We start from the raw sequence: 19,774 nt of genomic DNA on the forward strand, positions 1-19,774 counted from the left end.
GCCCAAAACGCCTGCCAAAGGTGCGTCCAGCCGCCATTGCTGTCATCTCAGCACATCCAACCATGGTCGGCGCTCATTTGTGCAGACCTTCCTTAACGAGCGGATCTTGCCAGGCACGTGAGCCGGATCCTGCGATGGAAGTGGCAACGACGCTGACCCTCGCAAAACTGTTTCCAGATAGGGGCCGTGGGTTCGTCGAAATCGACGCCGCTTCGACCACGGGTGCAGGCCGCGTGCACGTCGCTGTAGACGCCTCGACCTGAAGAGATCACTCGGTAAGTTCGGGTCAATCCAGGAGGACGAACACAGGTCTGCTTACAAAGTGCTTACATGATCTGCGTCGCAGCCCTCCCGGGCTCTTGCGAAAACGCTAAGTCATTGATTTAATTGGTAGGCCGTGTTGGACTTGAACCAACGACCAAAGGATTATGAGTCCTCTGCTCTGACCAACTGAGCTAACGGCCCCCTGAAACCAGCCTTGGATTGTAGGGCCGCCCCGCCGCTGAGCCCGAGAAACTAGGGATGTGAAACCGCATCGCCCTGTGGCCAGATGGCCCCTCTCATCATCGGACAAACCACCCAGGAGGCTCCATGCCCGGCAACACGTTCCTGCCAAGCTCGGCCACGCGCACCCTCTCCCTGCTGATCGGCACCCTCGCCCTCTGCGCCTCGGGCGCACTCCAAGCAGCCAGTTTCTCGCAGCCCGTCAACGTGATCCTCAGTGCCCCAGGTGGACTCACGTCCGACGGTGTCGATGTCGTCGAGCCCGGCCCCATCACCGTGGCCGACCTGCTCGCCCCCGGTGGCCGACTCGTGCCCGGCGATGGCAGCCAGATCGGAGACTTCATGTTGCCGCTGGAGTCCATCGAACTGAAGGACACCAGCATCCTCGTGCGCATCGCTCAAGGCGCCAGCAACGGCAGCACCGGCTACGTCGGTGCCGGCGGTCTGCCTGCCAGCTACACCTTCACAGGGCTGGAGGTCATTGGGCAGCAGATCACAGGCCTCAGCCTGAGCTTCGGAGACAACTTCAGCCCCTCTGGCTTCGTTGGCATCAGCAACCTGCCGGTCCTGGTCAGCAACAACTGGATCAGCCTGACTTCGCCACACAGCGTGCAGCTGAACCTGGACGCCCTGCGCTTTCTGGACCGCGGTCAGGGCGAGTCCAACAACTTCGCCGACATCCGCATCGACCTGCAACTGGCACCCGTGCCCGAGCCGCAAACATGGCTTCTGGGCCTGAGCGGGCTGCTCGCCCTGGGGGTTGTGGGCATCAGGCGTCACCGGCAAGCGCACTGATCCCGGAGCTCGCGATGTCCACGCCTTACCTGGGTGAGATCCGCATCAGCAGCTTCGCTTTCGCACCCAAGGGCTGGGCCCTGTGCAACGGCCAGCTGCTGCCCATCAACCAGAACCAGGCGCTGTTCAGCATCCTGGGCACGGCCTACGGTGGCGACGGCCGCGTCAACTTCGCCCTGCCCGACCTGCGCGGACGCAGCCCGGTTCACAGCGGCGCCACCTTGCCACTGGGCGCCCGCACAGGCGAGGAAGTCCATGCATTGGCGATGTCGGAGATGCCAGGGCACACCCACGCACTTCATGGCAACAGCGACGTGGCCAACACCACCACGCCGGTAGGCACCCTGCCCGCGGCCAGAGGGCGCGGCGGCAAAGACCTCTACGCCCAAGGTGACAGCATCCCCGTGTCCCTGCATCCCCAGGCCATCGCCAACGCGGGCTCGGGACAGCCGCACGAGAACATGCAACCCTTCCTGACGCTGAATTTCATCATCGCGCTGGTGGGCGTCTTTCCCCCTCGCAACTGAAGCTGGAGTCCTGCCATGCCAGAACCTTACGTTGGCGAGATCCGCATGTTCGCCGGCAACTTCGCCCCGGTGGGCTGGGCCTTTTGCGACGGCAGCATCCTGTCCATCGCAGAAAACGAGGTTCTGTTCACCCTGATCGGCACAACCTATGGAGGCGACGGCCAGGAAACCTTCGCCCTGCCCGACCTGAGGGGCCGCGCCCCCATCCACCAGGGAACAGGTCCAGGCTTGAGCCCTCGCCTCATCGGTCAGGCGGGCGGGGTTGAGCAGGTCACGCTCAGCACCGCGCACCTGCCCAGTCACCGCCACGCGTTGAACGCCACCGCGGCAGCCGCCACCGCAGGCACTGGCGTGTCAGGCAGCCTGCTGGCGGCCACCGCCACCACGCCGCTTTATGGCAGCACCACGGGCGGCGCCCCGATGGCCACGGTGGCACTGACGCCATCGAACGGTGGTCAGCAGGCCCAAGCCCATGAAAACCGCGCGCCGTACCTGGGGATGAACTTCATCATCTCGCTGTTCGGCATCTTCCCCTCGCCAAGCTGAGGAGCGACGCATGAGTGACCCATTCGTTGGTGAAGTTCGCATGTTCACCGGCAACTTCCCGCCCTCAGGCTGGGCCTTCTGCAACGGGCAGCTGTTGCCGCTGTCGCAGAACACGGCGCTGTTCTCGCTCCTGGGCACGACCTATGGCGGCGACGGGCGCAGCACCTTCGCCCTGCCCAAGCTGATGGACGCGATGCCCGTTGGCGCAGGCCAGGGCCCCGGTCTGGCGCCCGTGCAACTGGGTGAGGCCGGCGGTGCCGACAGCGTCACGCTGCAGCCCAGCCAAATGCCACCACACAGCCACGCCGTCAACACCGCCGTGGCCGCCGACAGCAAGGCCCCGAGCAACGACCGGTACATCGCGCCCACGGGGGACGGCAGCGCCGCTTACCGGGGACCATCGCATCAGGTGCCGCTGTCGGCCGCGGCCGTGTCCCTCAACGGCGGAGGTCGCCCTCACAACAACCGCCCGCCCGTGCAGGTGGTGAGCTTCATCATCGCTTTGCAAGGCGTGTTCCCGCAACGCGCCTGACACCGGAGACCGACATGAACAAACGCGAGTTCCTCAGCCGTGGAGGTGCGGGCGCGCTGGCCTCCAGCAGCGCACTGACGCTGACAAGCATGGCCCACGGCCGCGCGCATGCCCGGCCCGACAAAGCAAGGGACGCAGCACCAGGCCGCGAGGTCGATGCCTGGCGCGATCGCATCGGCGAGAGCTTCACAGCGCGCACGGCCATGGGGCGGTCTGTCACGCTGACACTCGCGCGCGTCTCGGCATGGGCCGCTCGGGCGCACACGCTGCACAATCCATCTGAGCTGCGGCAATTCAATCTGACCTTCGAGGGCGCGCGCCACCTGCCTTTGCATGAAGGACTGCACACCCTGTTGAGCGCCAGCCACGGCCCCCTGGCCCTGCACCTTCAGCCCCATCGCCAAGGCGACGGCATCCAGTACACCGCGCACTTCAGCCTGCTGACCTGAAGCTTCAGCCCGCGTTGGCCGTCACGTCACTTCTGGCTGAGCGCGTTGGAGACCAACCGCGAGGTGATGTCCACGATCTCGATCATGCGGTCGTAGGCCATGCGCGTGGGGCCGATGACGCCCAGCGTGCCGACCACCTGGCCATCGATCTGGTACGGCGCCGACACGACCGAAAGCTCCTCGAAGGGCACGGTCTGGCTCTCGCCGCCGATGTAGATGTTGACGCCTTCTGCTCTGCTGGAGCCATCGAGCAGGCGCATCAGCTGGGTCTTCTGCTCGAACAGGTCGAACATGCGGCGCAGCGAGCCCAGGTCGCTGGAGAAGTCCTGCACCGTCAGCAGGTTGCGCTCGCCCGACACCACGAGGTTGTCGTTGCTCTCGGCCATGACCTCGCCGCCCGCCTGCACCGCGGCCTGCATCAGCGAGGCCATGTCGGCGCGCAGCTGCTCGACCTCGTGCTTCAGGCGCTCGCGCATCTCCTCGATCGACAGGCCCGTGTAGTGCGCATTGAGCAGGTTGCTGGCCTCGACCAGTTGCGACTGGGTGGGGTCCTGGGCGGTGAAGATGACGCGGTTCTGCACGTCGCCATCGGGCGCGACCAGGATGACGAGGATGCGGCGCTCGCCCAGGCGCAGGAACTCGATGTGGCGGAACACCGTGGCCTTGCGCGGCGCCGTCACCACGCCCACGAACTGCGACAGGCTCGACAGCATTTGCGCGGCGTTCGAGATCACGCGCTGGGGCTGGTCGGGCTGGAGCTGGTCGCGGGTCTGGTGGGCCAGCTCGTCAAGGCTGAGCGGGCGCGCCGTCATCATGGTGTCCACGAATAGGCGGTAGCCGCGCGCCGTGGGCACCCGCCCGGCGGAGGTGTGCGGGCTGACGATGAGACCGAGCTCTTCGAGGTCGGCCATGACGTTGCGGATGGTGGCCGCCGACAGCTCCAGGCCCGAGGCCCGCGAAAGCGTGCGCGAGCCCACCGGTTGCCCGTCGGCGATGTAGCGCTCCACCAGCGCTTTCAAGAGGTATTTGGCCCGGTCGTCCAGCATGGTCTTCATTCTAGATGCCGCCTGCGGCACAGGGTAGGCCCGCCCTGCCGATGTCCTGATCTGACACAGCCGCTGTGGTGTAATTCTTCGCATGTCTCGCCTGCCTCCCTGCCGCTTCCGCCACGCCGCCTTGGTCGGCAAATACCAGGCCCGCGGCATCCGCGCGGTGCTGGAAGACGTGGCCCATTTGCTGGTGCGCGCCGGCCTCGACGTCTCCCTGGAGGCCGACACCGCGCTCAACACCGGCATGACCGACTACCCGGCCCTGTCCATCAAGGAGATCGGCCAGCAGTGCGATGTCGCCATCGTGCTGGGCGGCGACGGCACCATGCTGGCGATCGCCCGTGAGCTGGCGCGCTTCAACATCCCGCTCATCGGCATCAACCAGGGTCGCCTGGGCTTCATCACCGACATCCAATTGAAGGATGTGGCCACCGCCGTGCCCCTGATCCTCAGCGGGCAGTACGAAGAAGAGCACCGCGCCATGCTGGAAGGCGCCGTGCTGCGCCCGCACAGCGGCGGCGAGCTGGAAACCATCTACGAAGACTTCGCCATCAACGAGGTGGTGGTCAGCCGCGGCGCCACCGCGGGCATGGTCGAGGTGCGCGCCGAGGTGGACGGGCAGTTCATCGCCAACTACCGTGCCGACGGCCTGATCGTGGCCTCGCCCACCGGCTCCTCGGCCTACGCGATGTCCGCGGGCGGCCCCATCCTGCACCCGGCGCTCGGTGGCTGGGTGGTGGTGCCGATCGCCTCGCACACGCTGTCGAACCGGCCCATCGTCATCCCCGACACGGGCACGGTGACCATCGAGATCGTGGCCGGCCGCGACGCCAGCATGAATTTCGACATGCAAAGCCTGGCCAGCCTGCTGCACGGCGACCGCGTCACGGTGCGCCGCTCGGCCTACACGGTGCGCTTCCTGCACCCGCAAGGCTGGAATTACTACGCCACCCTGCGCCGCAAGCTGCGCTGGAACGAGGGAGTGAGCTGACACCATGCTGCGCCGCCTGAGCCTGCGTGATTTCGTCATCGTCTGCGAGCTGGACATCGAGCTGGGCGCCGGTTTCACCGCGCTGACCGGCGAGACCGGCGCGGGCAAATCCATCCTGATCGACGCCCTGCAACTGACGCTGGGCAGCCGCGGCGATGCCGGCGTGGTGCGCGAAGGCGCGGCGCGGGCCGACCTGAGCGCGGAGTTCGAGGTCTCCGCTGCCCTGGCCACGCAGCTGCGCCCCTGGCTGGAAGAGGCGGGCTTCGACACGGCCGAGCTGGACGACCGCGGTGGTCGCCTGCTGCTGCGCCGCGTGGTCGATGCCCAGGGCAAGAGCCGCGCCTGGGTCAATGGCGGCACCGCCACGCTGACGCAACTGCGCGAGCTGGGCGAACAGCTGGTGGACATCCACGGCCAGCACGCCTGGCAAAGCCTGACCCGTGCTGACAGCGTGCGCGCCCTGGTCGATGCGCAAGCCGCGGTGGACACTGCCACGCTGCAAAGCACCTGGGCCGCCCGCCGCGAAGCCCGACGCCGCCTGGACGAGGCCCGCGCCAAACAGGCCGACCTGGAGCGCGAGCGCGAGCGCCTGCAGTGGCAGATCGGTGAGCTGGCCAAGCTCGCGCCCCAGCCCGACGAGTGGGAGGCGCTCAACGCCGAGCACACGCGCCTGAGCCACGGCCAGTCCATCCTGGACGCGGCCCGCGTGGCGCTCGACATGGTCTCCGAGGCCGAGCTCAACGCCGAAGGCCTGACCTCGCGCGCCATCGATGCGCTCGACGAGGTCGCAGGCGTCGAGCCCCGCCTGGTCAACGCCCTGGAGGTGTTGCGCGAGGCCCAGGCCCAGCTGCAAGACGCCGCGCACAGCCTCAACGGCGTGCTGGGCCACACCGAGCTGGACCCGGACCGCCTGGGCGAGCTCGATGCGCGCCTGTCGGCCTGGATGGGCCTGGCGCGCCGCTACCGCCGCCAAGCCCACGAGCTGCCCGAGCTGCTGCAAGCCTGGCAGGTCGAGTTGGCCGAGCTCGACGCTGCCACCGATTTGGCCGCGCTGGAGCGCGACGCGACCCAAGCCCACGCCGCCTGGCTGAAGGCCGCGCAGGCCGCCTCCAAGCTGCGCAAGCAGACCGCGCCCAAGCTGTCCGAGGCTGTCACCGCGGCCATGCAGACGCTGGGCATGGCCGGTGGCCGCTTCGAAGTGGCCCTCACGCCGCAAGAAGAACCCCAGCCCTGGGGCCTGGAAGCCATCGACTTCCTGGTGGCTGGTCACGCGGGCAGCACGCCGCGGCCGCTGGGCAAGGTGGCCTCGGGTGGCGAGCTCTCGCGCCTGGCGCTGGCCATCGCGGTGACGGCCTCGCAGCACGCCGCCGCGCAACGCGGGGCTCAGGTCGCCACCCTCATCTTCGACGAAATCGATTCGGGCGTGGGTGGCGCGGTGGCCGACACCGTGGGCCGGCTGATGCAGGGCCTGGGTGCTGCGCAGGAGGGCGAGCAGGAAGGCGAGCAGGGACGCCGCCAGGTCCTGGCCGTGACCCACCTCGCGCAGGTCGCGGCCTGTGCCCACCACCACCTGCTGGTCAGCAAATCGCTGCAGGGCGGCCAGACCACCAGCGACATCCGCTCGGTGGATGACGAGGCCCGCGTGCAGGAAGTCGCCCGCATGCTGGGCGGCGCCGTCAGCGACACCAGCCTGGCCCATGCGCGCGCCATGCTGGACGCGGCCCGCACACAGGCCCACACACAGGCTGACACGCCAGCCAGCACCGGCCACGGCCCCAAGCGCCGCAACAAGGAAACCGCATGAGCAAGCTCGACATCGTGCTGCTGACAGGGATCTCCGGGTCCGGCAAGTCGGTGGCGCTCAACGCCCTGGAAGACGCCGGCTACTTCTGCGTGGACAACCTGCCGCCCGAGCTGCTCAGCGGCCTCATCGTGCTGGAAGAGGCGCGGGACGCCAGCATGCGCCGCCGGGTGGCCGTGGCGGTCGATGTGCGCAGCGCGGGCTCCCTGCCCCACCTGATGCCCGTCTTGCAAGAGCTGCAGCAGGACGGCCACAAAGTGCGCTCGGTTTTCCTCGATGCCAGCACCGACGCCCTGGTGCGGCGCTTCTCGGAAACCCGCCGACCACACCCGCTGTCCCAAGTGCACCAACCGGCCCCGCGCACGAACCCTGCCACCCCGGCGCCACGCCGCCGCGCGAGCGACAACGACACCACCCTGGCACCGCCCGCCGATCAGGCACTGGTCGAAGCCATCCGCACCGAGCGCGAACTGTTGAGCCCGCTGCGCGAAGTCTCCACCGTCATCGACACCTCGCTGTTGCGACCGGCCCAGCTGCGCACCTGGATCCGCAACATCGTGCAGGCCGCGCCCTCGCGCCTGACGCTGGTGTTCGAGTCGTTTGCCTTCAAGCAAGGCGTGCCCATGGACGCCGACTTTGTCTTCGACGTGCGCATGCTGCCCAACCCCTTCTACATCAAGGAGTTGAAGCCTCAGACGGGGCGTGACCAGCCGGTCATCGACTACCTGGCACAGCAGCCCGAATCGGCCGAACTGATCGCGCAGATCGAGGCCTTCCTGCTGCGCTGGCTGCCGGCCCTCGAAGGCGACCAACGCAGCTACGTCACGGTGGCGATCGGCTGCACCGGCGGCCAGCACCGCTCGGTCTATTGCGTGGAGCAACTGACGCAGCGCTTCTCGGCGCGTGGCGTGGTGCTGGCCCGCCACCGCGAGCTGGACGCCAAATGAGGCGGGGCCTCAGCCCTTCATCGCGTCGCGCAAGGCGGTCTTGAGCTGCTGACCGATCTCCGGCTTGCCCGCGAACGGGTCGGTCGGGTTGCGGCCCTGCACCACGTCTTCCAGGCGGGTCTGCACCATGCCGAGTGCCTGCGGGTGGGTGTAGATGTAGAACTGGCCCTTCTCGATGGCGTCGAACACCAGCGCGGCGGTGTCTGAGGCCGTGACCTTGCCCGAGGTGACGGCCTTGGTGCTCATGGCCTGGGCGATCATCTGGCTGGCCGTGGGCTTGCCCTCGCTGCGCATCTCTTTCGGGCGGTTGCGGTGCGACATGTGGATGCCCGTGGGCACGAAGTACGGGCACAGCACCGAGGCGTGCACCTGCTCGGTCACCAGCGCCAGGTCCTGGTAGAGCGTCTCGCTCAAGGACACCACGGCGTGCTTGCTGACGTTGTAGGCACCCATGTTGGGCGAGTTCAACAGGCCGGCCATCGAGGCCACGTTGACCATGTGGCCGCGGTAGGCCGGGTCTTTCTGGGCGGCGGCCAGCATCAACGGCGTGAAAACGCGCAGGCCGTGGACCACGCCAAACAGGTTCACGCCCAGCACCCACTCCCAGTCACGCTGGGTGTGCTCCCAGATCAGGCCGCCGTGGGCCACGCCCGCGTTGTTGATGACGATGTGCGGCGCGCCAAAACGCTCCATGCACAGGTCGGCCAAGGCCTGCACGTCTTCGGCGCGGGAGACGTCACCGCGCAGCGCAGCCACTTTGGTGCCGGTCTGCTCGCCGGTGGCGCTGAGTTCGGCCACGGCCTCATCGAGCGCGTCCTGCTGCACATCGGTCAGCACGAGGTTGAGGCCCTTCTTGGCGGCCAAGCGGGCCAGCTCCAGGCCAAAGCCGCTGCCGGCGCCGGTGATGACGGCGGTCTGGCCGCCTTGCAAAGTGAGGTTCGACATGGTGGGTGTCTTGTGATGTGTGTTTTGCGGTGGGGTTGGATGCGCGCGTGGCTCAGACCAGCTTGACCAGCTGCTTGCCGAAGTTCTTGCCCTTGAGCAGGCCCAGGAAGGCCTCGGGCGCGCTGGCGATGCCTTCGGCCACCGACTCGCGGAACTTCATGCGGCCGGTGGCGACCATGCCGCCCAGCTCCTGCATGGCCTCGGGCCAGACCTCGGGGTGCTCGCTGACGATGAAGCCTTGCAGCTTGAGCCGGCTCACGAGGATGAGCGAAGGGTTGGCCATCGGGATGGGCTGGCCGCTGTAGCCCGCGATCATCCCGCAGAAGGCGATGCGGCCAAACGCGTTCATGCGCAGCATCACGGCGTCCAGGCCCAGGCCACCGACGTTCTCGAAGCAGCCGTCGATGCCATTGGGCGCCGCCGCCTTGAGCGCGGCCGAGAAGCTGCGCAGGTCGGTCAGCGCCTTGTGGTCGAGGCAGGCGTCGAAGCCCAGCTCCTCGGTGACGTAGCGGCACTTGTCCGGGCCACCGGCAATGCCCACCACGCGGCAACCGCGGGCCTTGGCCAGCTGGCCCACCACGCTGCCCACGGCGCCACTGGCCGCGCTCACGACGACGGTCTCACCGGCCTTGGGCTCGATGATCTTGACCAGGCCGTACCAGCCCGTCACGCCGGGCATGCCGACCGCGCCCAGGTAGGCCGACAGCGGGATCTGGCGGGTGTCCACCTTGGTGATGGCGCCACGCTGGCTGGCGTCGATGAGGCTGTACTCCTGCCAGCCGCCCATGCAGACGACGGCATCGCCCACATCGAAACGCGGGTGCTTGCTGGCCACGACCTCACCCACGGTGCCGCCGATCATCACGGCGTCCAGGGGCTGGGGTTCGGCGTAGCTCTTGCTGTCGCTCATGCGGCCGCGCATGTAGGGGTCGAGCGAGAGGAAATGGTTGCGCACCAGCACTTGGCCCTCGGCCAGTTCCTCGGCCGTGGGCACGGGCGCTTCGACGAGCTTGAAGTTCTCGGGCGTGGGCTCGGCGGCGGGGCGCGAGGCCAGCAGGATCTGGTGGTTGACGAGGCTCATGGGTCGCTCCTGGGGAATCCGTTGAAGGGATGGAAGGGCGTGGGTGGCTCGAACGTGGTTCAGTCCGAGCCGGCGTGGCGCGCCAGTGGCTTGACCTCGCGGTCACCGACCGGCAAGGCGCGCAGGAACTTGAAGGTGCCCGTGGCATGGGCGCACAGGCGGTCGTGGGCGTCGAGCACCCGGGCCTCGGTGAAGGCCATGGAGGCGGTGGTGTGCAGCACCGAGCCGATCACGCGGATGCGGCCCTGCGCCGGGCGCATGAAGCTGGTTTTCATCTCGATGGTCACCAGGCCTGGCCCGCCGTCCGGCTGGTCCAGGTTGCGGCTGCGCGCGGCGTGGGCCATGGCCACGTCCATCAGCGTCATCTGCAGGCCACCGTGGGCCACGCTGAAGGAGTTGGTGTGGCGGTCTTCGACGTCGAGCGTGATTTCGGCCTCGCCATCGGCAAAGCGCTGCAACTCGCAGCCCAGGCCGGCGATGAAGGGGATGTGGACGGGAAAGGGGATGGCCATGGGGTGTCTGTTCAGCGCCGCCTCAGCCGCCGATCAAGGCGCTGACGCCACCATCGACAGCCAGGACCTGCCCGGTGATGTGCTTGCCCGCCTCGGACGCGAACAGCAGGGTCACGCCCTTGAGGTCCTCGTCGTCGCCCAGGCGCTGCAGCGGCGCGCCCGCGGCCAGGCGCTCTTCGCCCACCGCGGCCAGGGTGCCGGCCGTCATCTTGCTGGGGAAGAAGCCCGGCGCGATGGCGTTGACGCGGATGCCCAGATGCCCCCACTCACAGGCCAGGGCCCGCGTGAAATTCACCACAGCGCCCTTGCTGGTGTTGTAGGCGATGGTCTGCATGAAGGGGTGGTTGCCACCCAGGCCGGCGATGGAGGCCAGGTTGATGATGCGGCCCTGCTGGCGCGGGATCATGCTGGCCTTGGCAATGGCTTGCGACAGCAGGAAGTAGCCGCGCACGTTGAGGTTCATGACCTTGTCCCAGGCCTCCAGCGGGTGGTCTTGCGCTGGGGCGCCCCAGGTGGCGCCGGCGTTGTTGACGAGGATGTCCACGTCGCCCACGCGCTCCAGGGTCTCGTCGGCCAGGCGCTGGATGTCGGCGGGGTTGCCCGCGTCGGCGGCGATCCAGCGGGCGTCGATGCCAGCGTCCTGCAGCGCCATGACGGCCTGTTCCAAATCGGCGGCCTTGCGCGAGCTGATGACGACCTTGGCACCGGCCTCGCCCAACGCATGGGCCATCTGCAGGCCCAGGCCGCGCGAGCCACCGGTGATGAGGGCGGTCTTGCCCGTGAGGTCGAAGAGTTGCTGGACGGTGCGGGGGGTGCTCATGTCGGAGGTGCCTTCAGCGGGTTCAGTTCAGCGGGTTCAGACGAAGTAGTCGATCACCTGACGGCCCGCGGCCATCTCGCGGATTTGCGCGACCACGCCCTGGTGGTGCGGGTGCGGCTGGTAGGCGGCGAGCGCGGCGGCGTCGGCGAAGGTGGAGACCAGCACCACGTCGGCGGTGGCTTCCAGGCCTTCGGTCTTGATGCCCACGTCAAACTCGTGCATGCCGGGCACCAGGCCCTTGCAGGAGTCGAGCAAGGCCTTGACCTGGGGCGCGTCTTCCGCACGCTTGAGCTGGAACATCACGATGTGTCGGATCATCTCGGGGCTTTCAGGAAACGGTGGGCTCAGAACCAGTCGGCCTGGGCTTGCGCGCAGGTCAGGTCGCGGCGCGAGACCACGCCCAGCCAGGCGTCGATCTTGGGCAGCTCGTAAGAGAAGAAGTAATCGGCGGTGGCCAGCTTGCCTTGCAGGAAGCCGGCGCCCAGCGGGGACCGGTCCCAGGCACCGGCCGCTTGCGCCGCCTTGGCGGCCAGGGCCAGCTCCAGCCAGACCCAGGCCAGCACGGTGTGGCCAAAGGCCTGCAGGAAGGGCGTGGCGTTGGCCAGGGCCTCTTCGGACACGCCGGTGGACCAGGCCGCCTTGGTCGTGGCGCCCACCTTCTGCAGGGCTTGGGCCAGGGCGTTGGCGTGGCCAGCCAGGCCCTCGACGTGGCCGGCTTTCTGGATGGTTTCGCTGATGCGCTCGGCCAGCACGCTCAAGGCCTTGCCGCCGTTCATCACCACCTTGCGGCCCAGCAGGTCCAGGCCCTGGATGCCGTGGGTGCCCTCGTGGATCATGTTGAGGCGGTTGTCGCGCCAGTACTGCTCGACAGGGTAGTCACGCGTGTAGCCATAGCCGCCCAGGATCTGGATGGCCAGGGAGTTGGCCTCCTGAGCCCACTCCGAAGGCCAGCTCTTGGCCACGGGGGTCAGCAGCTCCAGCAACAGCCCGGCCTTCTCGGCTTCTTCGCCGGTGCCGGTCTGCTCGTCGTCCAGCAATTGGGCGCACAGCAGGCCCAAGGCCAGGCCGCCTTCGGCGATGGCCTTTTGCATCATCAGCATGCGCTTCACATCGGTGTGCTCGATGATGGGGATCTGCGGCGCGCTGTGGTCCTTGCCACCGGCGCCCATGCGTCGGCCTTGCGGGCGCTGCTTGGCGTAATCCAGCGAGTACTCGTAGCCAGCGTAGCCGAGCATGGTCGCGCCCAGGCCCACGCTGGTGCGGGCCTCGTTCATCAGCGTGAACATGCATTTGAGGCCCTCGCCCTCCTTGCCGATCAGGTAGCCCACCGCGCCGGCCTCGCCGTTGACGGGGAACTTGCCCTCACCGAAGTTCAGCAGGGTGTTGACCGTGCCGCGGTAGCCGCACTTGTGGTTCAGGCCGGCCAGTGCCACGTCGTTGCGCTGCGCCGTGATGCTGCCACCGGCCTTGACCAGCTTGCGCGGCACGATGAACAGCGAGATGCCCTTGACGCCTGGCACCGGCTTGCCGTCGGCCTGCGGGATCTTGGCCAGCACGAGGTGAACGATGTTCTCGCCCATCTCGTGCTCGCCGCCCGAGATCCACATCTTGTTGCCCTTGAGGCGGTAACGTGGCCCCAGGCTGTCCGCCTGCCAGCCGATGCCCGTGCCGTCACCGGCCACATCGGGCACCGCGCGCGTGGCGATGTCCGACAGGCTGGAGCCGGCCTGCGGCTCGCTCAGGCACATGGTGCCGAAGGTGCGGCCTTCGAAGCCGCCCTTGGCGAACACCTCGATTTGCTTGGGCGTGCCGTGCGCCAGGATGGTGTTGGCGTTGCCGCGCGTGAGCATCGGGTACGCGGCCAGCGAGACACTGGCCTTGTAGAAGAAGCTCATCGAGGCGATTTCCACCACCGTGGGCAGACGCATGCCGCCCACGCTCTCGTCCTTGCTGGCTGCCATCAGGCCGGATTCGTTGAAGGCGGCCATGGCCATCGCCGTTTCCTTGGGCAAAGTCACGGTCACGCCATCGAACTCGGGCTCGTGCGTGTCGGTCAGGCGGTTGAGCGGCGCGAACTGCTCTTGCGCGATCTTCTCGCTGAGGTCGAGCACGGCGGTGAAGGTCTCGCGGTTGTGCTCGGCGTGGCGCTCGCGCTGGCACAGGCTTTCGGCCTTCAGCCAGTCGTAGAGCAGGAAATCAACGGTGGCGCGGTGGGTCATGGTGTCTCTCTCAGATCAGCCCGGGCTCAGCCGGTGAAGCCCTTGCCTTGCGAGGCCAGTTGGGCCAGCAGCGGGGCGGGCGTCCAGAAGGCGGGGTCGCCATTGGGGTTGGCCGCGAAGCCCTTCATCAGCTCCACCACCTTGGGCAGGCCCAGCATGTCGGCGTAGAGCATGGGGCCGCCGCGATAGACCGGGAAGCCGTAGCCCGTCAGATAGACCATGTCGATGTCAGACGCCTTGGAGGCGATGCCCTCCTCCAGGATCTTGGCGCCTTCGTTGACCATGGCCAGCACCAGGCGCTGCACGATCTCGTCGTCGGAGATGGCGCGCGGCGTCACGCCCTTGTCGGCACGCACCTTGTCGATGCAAGCCTGCACCTCGGCCGAGGGCACGGGCTCGCGCTTGCCCACCTCGTAGTCGTACCAGCCCTTGCCGACCTTCTGGCCGAAGCGGCCCAGTTCGCAGATGGCATCGCCCACGGGGCTGTAGATGACGTCGGGTTGCTCGACCTTGCGGCGCTTGCGGATGGCAAAGCCGATGTCGTTGCCGGCCAGGTCGCCCACACGGAAGGGGCCCATGGCCCAGCCGAAGGCCTCGGCGGCCTTGTCCACCTGCTGCACGGTGGCGCCCTCTTCCACCAGGAAGAAGCCCTGGCGCACGTACTGCTCGAACATGCGGTTGCCGATGAAGCCATCGCACACGCCCGAGACCACGGCGACCTTCTTGATCTTCTTGGCCACGGCCATCACGGTGGCCATCACGTCCTTGGCGGTGTGCTTGGAGCGCACCACTTCCAGCAGGCGCATCACGTTGGCCGGGCTGAAGAAGTGCAGGCCGATGACATCACCGGGGCGCTTCGTCACTTCGGCGATCTTGTCCACGTCCAGCGTCGAGGTGTTGGACGCCAGGATGGCGCCTGGCTTCATGACGGCGTCCAGCTGGGTGAACACCTGGGCCTTGACGTCCATGTCCTCGAACACGGCCTCGATGACCATGTCGGCCTGGGCGATGTCCTCGTAGCTCAGGGTGGTGGTCAGCAGGGCCATGCGCTGCTCGTACTTGTCTTGCGACAGCTTGCCCTTGGCGACTTGGGCTTCGTAGTTCTTGCGGATGACACCGACGCCACGGTCGATGGCCTCCTGCTTCATCTCCAGCAGCTTGACGGGGATGCCTGCGTTCAGGAAGCACATGGTGATGCCGCCGCCCATGGTGCCGGCGCCGATCACGGCCACGCTCTTGACGTCGCGCAGCGGCGTGGTGTCGGGCACATCGGGGATCTTGCTGGCGGCGCGCTCGCCGAAGAAGGCGTGGCGCAGGGCACGGGCCTGGTCGCTGGTGACCAGCTTGGCGAACACGTCACGCTCGTAGGCGATGCCGGCGTCCAGGTCCAGCTTCGTGGCGGCTTCGACGCAATCGACACAACGCTGCGGCGCTTCCAGGTTCTTGCGGGTCTTGGCCAGCTCGGCGCGGGCCTTGGCGAAGGCATCCGCATCGGCCGGGGCGGCGACGCTCAGGTCACGCACCGAGGGCAGCGGGCGGGCATCGGCCACGCTCTGCGCGAAGGCGATGGCGGCAGGCAGCAGGTCACCGTCCACCAGTTGGTTGAAGAGCTTCTGGCCGGGTGCAGCCGCGAGCTTGTCAGCCGGCACCGAGGCGCCGGTGGTGATCATTTGCAGGGCAGTTTCCACGCCCAGCACGCGCGGCAGGCGCTGCGTGCCACCGGCACCCGGCACGATGCCGATGTTCACTTCGGGCAGCGCGATCTGCGTGCCCTTGGCGACCACGCGGTAGTGGCAGCCCAGGGCCAGTTCCAGGCCACCGCCCATGGCCACGCCATGGATGGCCGCCACGACGGGCTTGGCCGATTGCTCGACCGCGGCAATGGTCACGTGCAGGTCAGGCGCTGCGAAAGCCTTGGGGCTGCCGAACTCCTTGATGTCGGCGCCGCCGCAGAACACCTTGCCCGAACCGATGATGACGACCGCCTTCACGGCCGCGTCGGCATTGGCTTGCGCCAGGCCATCGACGATGCCGGCGCGCGTGCCCTGGCCGAGGCCATTGACGGGGGGGTTGGCGAGGGAGATGACGGCCACGCCGTCGGTGACTTGGTAGGTAGCGCTCATGGCAATGTCGGATAGCGTTCGGTGGAAACACACGGACCCCGACATCCCCCTGCCCCGAGGTGGGGCAGGACGGCCAGCGGCGTCCGCTCAGCGATCAGATCAATTCTGACAAGAAGCCTTGTAAGAATGCCGTTAGATTCTGACACAGGCGCTGCGGCCATGCACCGACGCCCGTTATCCCCCTGGTGAAAACACCTAGCGGGTGGCGATGGGGCAGCGTCGGGGTGAATGGCTGCGGGCGCGCTGTGCCGCAGCGGGATGGTGGCACGGATGGGGGCGGGCGCTGAGATTCAGGGCCGCGCGCAGGGGCTTGGGGCGAGGTGCGCAAGCGAAAAAGTGCGGGGTGCCGCCTGTTCTGAGCGGTGCACAAGCCGGTGTGAGCGACGCGCCGGCCGTTGGGCTCGGGCCACGCCCCAGGGAGGTGCGTGCGCAAGTTGCCTGTGCTCAGCACGCAAGGCGATGCAACTCGGCGCGTGTCACGGCGTGACTCGGCCACCGGTCAATTTGAGCCAAGCGCAAAGCAGTTTGGGCGGCGCGCGAGTGGGGGGAACTCGGCGGTCCGGTGAAAACGGGCGGCGGGTGGGAAAAAAGGGGCGGCGGGCCGCTGGGGGTGGGCGAAGGGCCGCTCGGAACAGGCGGCGGGCCGACGGTAACGGGCGAGAGGCCGGGCCAGGCGTGCGGGCTGCGGCTTGGGGTGGGCTGATGCCGCGCCAAATGGGCTTGTGTGTGGCGCAAATGGGCTGGCCGGCGGAGTGATTGGGACGAGTGGCGAGTGAATGAGGACGGCGCGCGATGGAATGGGAGAACTGCACCGCGGCGATGGGGTTGCGAGTGCCCCGGCATGGGGCGCGCTTGGAGCGAGATGGTTCGCGCTCCGAGCGGTTGGGGTCGTCAGTGCAGCAACGCCACCGGCGCTTCAGCCGATTGACCTCGGGATTGGGCCTCGGGTAGGCTGAGGCACAGTAAAAAGTGTGACATGGGGAGGAGGCATGCTGGGAAGCAGATGGGCGCGGTTGGGCGTTGCTGAGGCGGAGGGCAAGCGTTGATCTTTAGGTTGCCTAAACCGCTCAGGGTTCATGCGTGCGCAGAGAAAATAATGGCGAAAATGATATGTCAGATGTGAACCACCAAAAACAAGCGCAGGACTATTACAGCAAGGCTCCCCTTATCATCTTAGGCAGCGGGGCATCGGCTGCCCATGGCATGTCTGGCATGTGGGCGCTTGCGAATTACCTGGCCGCAAATACCGATATCTCAGGATTATCAGCTGACGAAATAGCAGCCTGGGAGAAATTCTGTGGGACCTTGGACGCTGGCGTTGATCTGGAGTCGGCGCTGCATCAGGTGGCTGTTACAGAAGAGCTAACCTCCAGAATTATCAAAGCAACTTGGTCGCTCATCAACGCTGAAGACATTCACATTTTTAACGAAAGCCTTCAGAACCAGGCGATGTTTCCGCTTAGCCGACTGTTGCGCCACATGTTCAAAAGCAGTCTTACCAGGTTAAACATCGTTACCACGAACTACGACAGACTCGCCGAATACGCCTGCGATCAGGAGCGAGTTCATCATTATACGGGCTTCACGCACGGATTTTTTCGGCAACTGGCTGGACCGAATGAGATAAATGCTGCCAGAAGAGTCAATATCTGGAAGGTTCACGGCTCACTCGATTGGTTTAAATCGCCGCTCGAAGACATTGTGGCCCTTTCAAACATTCAAGGCATCCCTGCAAATTACAAGCCGGAAATCGTGACGCCGGGTACTCAGAAATATCAAACGACGCATTTAGAGCCATATCGCTCAATCATTAATAATGCTGACCAAGCCATTACGGCGGCGAACTCTTACCTGTGCATTGGCTACGGCTTCAATGACGAGCATATTCAGCCGAAACTCATGGCGAGATGTCAGCGCCAGAATACCCCGATCACGATTATTACCTATGCGCTTTCAGACGCAGCCAGGAGGCTAATTACTGGCGGCAAGGTGCAAAATTACTTAGCAATAGAGCGGGGAGCAACAGACGAACAGTCCATCGTCTACTCCTCCTTGGACAAGACTCCAGTGACTGTTGAAAAAAACTTATGGAGTCTTGAGGGTTACCTGTCACTCATCATGTAGGAAGTAGAGATGCCGATTTTTAATTTTAGGGATGAAGACGCGCTTGGAAAGGTGGCCTCGGTCGATACGACAAACGTTATTGTAGACGTGGAAAATATCGAAAAACTCAAAAGGTTGCAAGTCAACCATCTGGCCGTGCTCCAAAGCAGCAGGCCTGGGCAGCATCTCATCGGGCTCATCACACAGGTGACCCGCAAGCGTGCTATGGAGGACATAGCCGATGATGGCATCAGCGAGCAGACCTCAGAGCTGAACTTGTGCAAAATCGCCCTGATTGGCACGATGTTGGATCGTGATGGAGACAGAGAAAACGTATTTCGCCGCACTCTGGAAAGCGTTCCAGAAATTGACGCGAATTGCTTTTCTCTGGAGGGCGAAAACCTTACTAGCTTTATGCGTACGCTCTCTAGCGTCTCAGCAGATGGCAATGCCCTGACACTGGGGAAATACACGCTAGACGAACACGCTGTTGCGTATCTCAACGGTAATAAGTTCTTCCAGCGCCACGCCTTCATCGGCGGCAGCACCGGGTCGGGAAAGTCTTGGACGACAGCCAAGATTATTGAGCAGATGGCAGGGCTTTCTACGGCTAACGCCATTGTTTTTGATCTTCATGGTGAATACGCACCATTGGTGGGCGAGGGTATTCAGCACTTCAAGGTGGCCGGCCCCGCAGATGTGGAGGCAAAACGCACAATTAGCGATGGCGTGCTTTACCTGCCTTACTGGTTGCTTTCGTATGAAGCGCTCGTATCAATGTTTGTTGACCGGAGTGATCAGAATGCGCCCAATCAGGCCATGATCATGTCCCGCGAGATCAACCAGACCAAAAGAAAGTACCTAGAGGGTGGAGACCAAAAGGAAATTCTGAAGCACTTCACCGTAGATAGTCCGGTTCCATTCGATCTGGATGTTCTGATGGGCAGACTGAACGAGATCAACGTGGAGATGATTCCGGGGGCATCGGTCGGCAAAGAAAAGCAGGGGGATTTTTTTGGGAAGCTCGCTCGGATGATTTCCCGCCTAGAGAACAAAATCTCAGATAGACGCCTGGGCTTCATGTTCAGTGGCGGCGGAGACGTTCTTGATTTTTCCTGGCTTGAAAAATTCACGACTGCCGTGCTCGGCAGCTCAGTGGAAAATGGCAAGGCCGGCATCAAGATCATCAATTTTTCCGAAGTACCATCAGACGTTCTTCCGCTGATCGTTTCCCTTGTCGCGCGGGTTACCTTTTCTGTCCAGCAGTGGACACCATCCGAGCTGCGCCATCCGATAGCGCTTCTGTGTGACGAAGCGCATCTCTACATGCCCCAACGAAACATGGCGGAGTCCGCCGACGATATCTCATTAGATATTTTCGAGCGTATCGCCAAGGAAGGTCGCAAGTACGGCGTCAGCCTTGTAGTTATAAGCCAGCGTCCATCCGAAGTTAATAAGACGATGCTAAGCCAATGCAGCAACTTCGTTTCAATGAGACTGACCAACGCCGAAGATCAAGGCGTTATCAAGAGGCTTCTTCCCGATAGTCTTGGCGGATTCAGCGACATCCTGCCAACCCTTGATACGGGCGAAGCTTTGGTTGTTGGGGATGCGAGCTTATTGCCAAGCAGAATTAGGATCGATGAACCCAAAAACAAGCCGAATAGCGGTACGGTGAATTTCTGGGATGAATGGCAGAAACCAGTCAAGGATAAGCGCTTATCAATCGCCGTCGATAATTGGCGCAAGCAGAGTATTCAATAGTAGAAGTCTGTACCAATCATATTTCGCCGCGGATTGACGCGTAAAGTGCAACACTCGTCATGCGTG

Annotated in this window: 19 protein-coding genes and 1 tRNA gene; 11 read left to right on the plus strand and 9 right to left on the minus strand. The window is 65.2% G+C overall.

Translation table 11 applies throughout. The features are described 5' to 3' along the window. Positions 1 to 263 (plus strand): hypothetical protein (locus EV672_RS18870; protein WP_208110791.1); only part of this gene is annotated, 263 nt, incomplete at its 5' end. 125 nt (positions 264 to 388) lie between these two features. On the opposite strand, the gene EV672_RS15750 is transcribed toward EV672_RS18870, so the two are convergent. Continuing rightward, positions 389 to 465 (minus strand) — tRNA-Ile (locus EV672_RS15750). Positions 466 to 591: 126 nt separating this feature from the next. Here EV672_RS15750 and EV672_RS15755 point away from each other — a divergent pair. Genes EV672_RS15755 through EV672_RS15775 form a run of 5 tightly spaced genes read left to right on the plus strand, consistent with a single transcriptional unit; the run spans position 592 to position 3,353 of the window. Further along, positions 592 to 1,299, plus strand: a complete 708-nt coding sequence (locus tag EV672_RS15755; protein WP_133610937.1) for a PEP-CTERM sorting domain-containing protein — start codon at positions 592 to 594, stop codon at positions 1,297 to 1,299. A 14-nt stretch (positions 1,300 to 1,313) separates the two neighbouring features. Next, positions 1,314 to 1,826: a phage tail protein gene (locus tag EV672_RS15760; RefSeq protein WP_133610939.1), complete on the plus strand. Its 513-nt coding sequence runs from the start codon at positions 1,314 to 1,316 to the stop codon at positions 1,824 to 1,826. 15 nt (positions 1,827 to 1,841) lie between these two features. After that, entirely contained in the window at positions 1,842 to 2,372 is a 531-nt protein-coding gene (locus EV672_RS15765) for a phage tail protein (protein ID WP_133610941.1), read from the plus strand. Between the two features lie 10 nt (positions 2,373 to 2,382). Continuing rightward, positions 2,383 to 2,904: a phage tail protein gene (locus EV672_RS15770; RefSeq protein ID WP_133610943.1), complete on the plus strand. Its 522-nt coding sequence runs from the start codon at positions 2,383 to 2,385 to the stop codon at positions 2,902 to 2,904. A gap of 14 nt (positions 2,905 to 2,918) precedes the next feature. Beyond that, positions 2,919 to 3,353, plus strand: a complete 435-nt coding sequence (locus EV672_RS15775; RefSeq protein WP_133610945.1) for a DUF6916 family protein — start codon at positions 2,919 to 2,921, stop codon at positions 3,351 to 3,353. A 26-nt stretch (positions 3,354 to 3,379) separates the two neighbouring features. On the opposite strand, the gene hrcA is transcribed toward EV672_RS15775, so the two are convergent. Then, positions 3,380 to 4,399 carry a heat-inducible transcriptional repressor HrcA gene (gene hrcA, locus EV672_RS15780; RefSeq protein WP_133611057.1) on the minus strand — a complete coding sequence of 340 codons (1,020 nt, stop codon included), beginning with the start codon at positions 4,397 to 4,399 and terminating at the stop codon, positions 3,380 to 3,382. A gap of 91 nt (positions 4,400 to 4,490) precedes the next feature. Here hrcA and EV672_RS15785 point away from each other — a divergent pair, with 91 nt between their 5' ends. From EV672_RS15785 to rapZ, 3 genes are read left to right on the plus strand one after another with little or no spacing between them, the layout of a single operon-like run. Next, on the plus strand, positions 4,491 to 5,393 hold the full coding sequence (locus EV672_RS15785) for an NAD kinase (protein WP_133610947.1): 903 nt from the start codon (positions 4,491 to 4,493) through the stop codon (positions 5,391 to 5,393). 4 nt (positions 5,394 to 5,397) lie between these two features. Further along, positions 5,398 to 7,197, plus strand: coding sequence for a DNA repair protein RecN (gene recN / locus EV672_RS15790; protein WP_133610949.1), 1,800 nt, complete (start codon positions 5,398 to 5,400; stop codon positions 7,195 to 7,197). Next, positions 7,194 to 8,141 carry an RNase adapter RapZ gene (gene rapZ / locus EV672_RS15795; RefSeq protein ID WP_133610951.1) on the plus strand — a complete coding sequence of 316 codons (948 nt, stop codon included), beginning with the start codon at positions 7,194 to 7,196 and terminating at the stop codon, positions 8,139 to 8,141. Before recN ends, rapZ begins: the two co-directional genes overlap by 4 nt. A 9-nt stretch (positions 8,142 to 8,150) precedes the next feature. Here the strand turns inward: rapZ and EV672_RS15800 are convergent, their stop codons facing one another. The 7 genes from EV672_RS15800 to EV672_RS15830 are packed head-to-tail and all read right to left on the minus strand — an operon-like array spanning position 8,151 to position 15,841. Next, positions 8,151 to 9,086: an SDR family oxidoreductase gene (locus EV672_RS15800; RefSeq protein ID WP_133610953.1), complete on the minus strand. Its 936-nt coding sequence runs from the start codon at positions 9,084 to 9,086 to the stop codon at positions 8,151 to 8,153. 52 nt (positions 9,087 to 9,138) lie between these two features. Beyond that, entirely contained in the window at positions 9,139 to 10,167 is a 1,029-nt protein-coding gene (locus EV672_RS15805; RefSeq protein ID WP_133610954.1) for an NADP-dependent oxidoreductase, read from the minus strand. 59 nt (positions 10,168 to 10,226) lie between these two features. Continuing rightward, entirely contained in the window at positions 10,227 to 10,679 is a 453-nt protein-coding gene (locus tag EV672_RS15810) for a PaaI family thioesterase (protein ID WP_133610956.1), read from the minus strand. A 22-nt stretch (positions 10,680 to 10,701) separates the two neighbouring features. Beyond that, complete coding sequence (locus EV672_RS15815) at positions 10,702 to 11,499, minus strand: SDR family oxidoreductase (RefSeq protein ID WP_133610958.1); 798 nt, start codon at positions 11,497 to 11,499, stop codon at positions 10,702 to 10,704. Positions 11,500 to 11,535: 36 nt separating this feature from the next. Beyond that, complete coding sequence (locus EV672_RS15820; protein ID WP_133610960.1) at positions 11,536 to 11,817, minus strand: Dabb family protein; 282 nt, start codon at positions 11,815 to 11,817, stop codon at positions 11,536 to 11,538. 26 nt (positions 11,818 to 11,843) lie between these two features. Next, positions 11,844 to 13,718: an acyl-CoA dehydrogenase gene (locus EV672_RS15825; RefSeq protein ID WP_133610961.1), complete on the minus strand. Its 1,875-nt coding sequence runs from the start codon at positions 13,716 to 13,718 to the stop codon at positions 11,844 to 11,846. A 26-nt stretch (positions 13,719 to 13,744) separates the two neighbouring features. After that, positions 13,745 to 15,841 (minus strand): 3-hydroxyacyl-CoA dehydrogenase NAD-binding domain-containing protein, encoded by a 2,097-nt coding sequence (locus EV672_RS15830; RefSeq protein ID WP_133610963.1) that lies wholly within the window; start codon positions 15,839 to 15,841, stop codon positions 13,745 to 13,747. Between the two features lie 1,119 nt (positions 15,842 to 16,960). Between EV672_RS15830 and EV672_RS15835 the strand changes: the two genes are divergently transcribed. Both EV672_RS15835 and EV672_RS15840 read left to right on the plus strand, forming a co-directional pair. Then, positions 16,961 to 17,965, plus strand: a complete 1,005-nt coding sequence (locus EV672_RS15835) for an SIR2 family protein (protein WP_208110792.1) — start codon at positions 16,961 to 16,963, stop codon at positions 17,963 to 17,965. A gap of 9 nt (positions 17,966 to 17,974) precedes the next feature. Beyond that, complete coding sequence (locus EV672_RS15840; protein WP_133610967.1) at positions 17,975 to 19,708, plus strand: ATP-binding protein; 1,734 nt, start codon at positions 17,975 to 17,977, stop codon at positions 19,706 to 19,708. Positions 19,709 to 19,774: the final 66 nt, after the last annotated feature.

Source organism: Aquabacterium commune (assembly GCF_004362855.1).
GTDB classification, from domain to species: domain Bacteria; phylum Pseudomonadota; class Gammaproteobacteria; order Burkholderiales; family Burkholderiaceae_C; genus Aquabacterium; species Aquabacterium commune.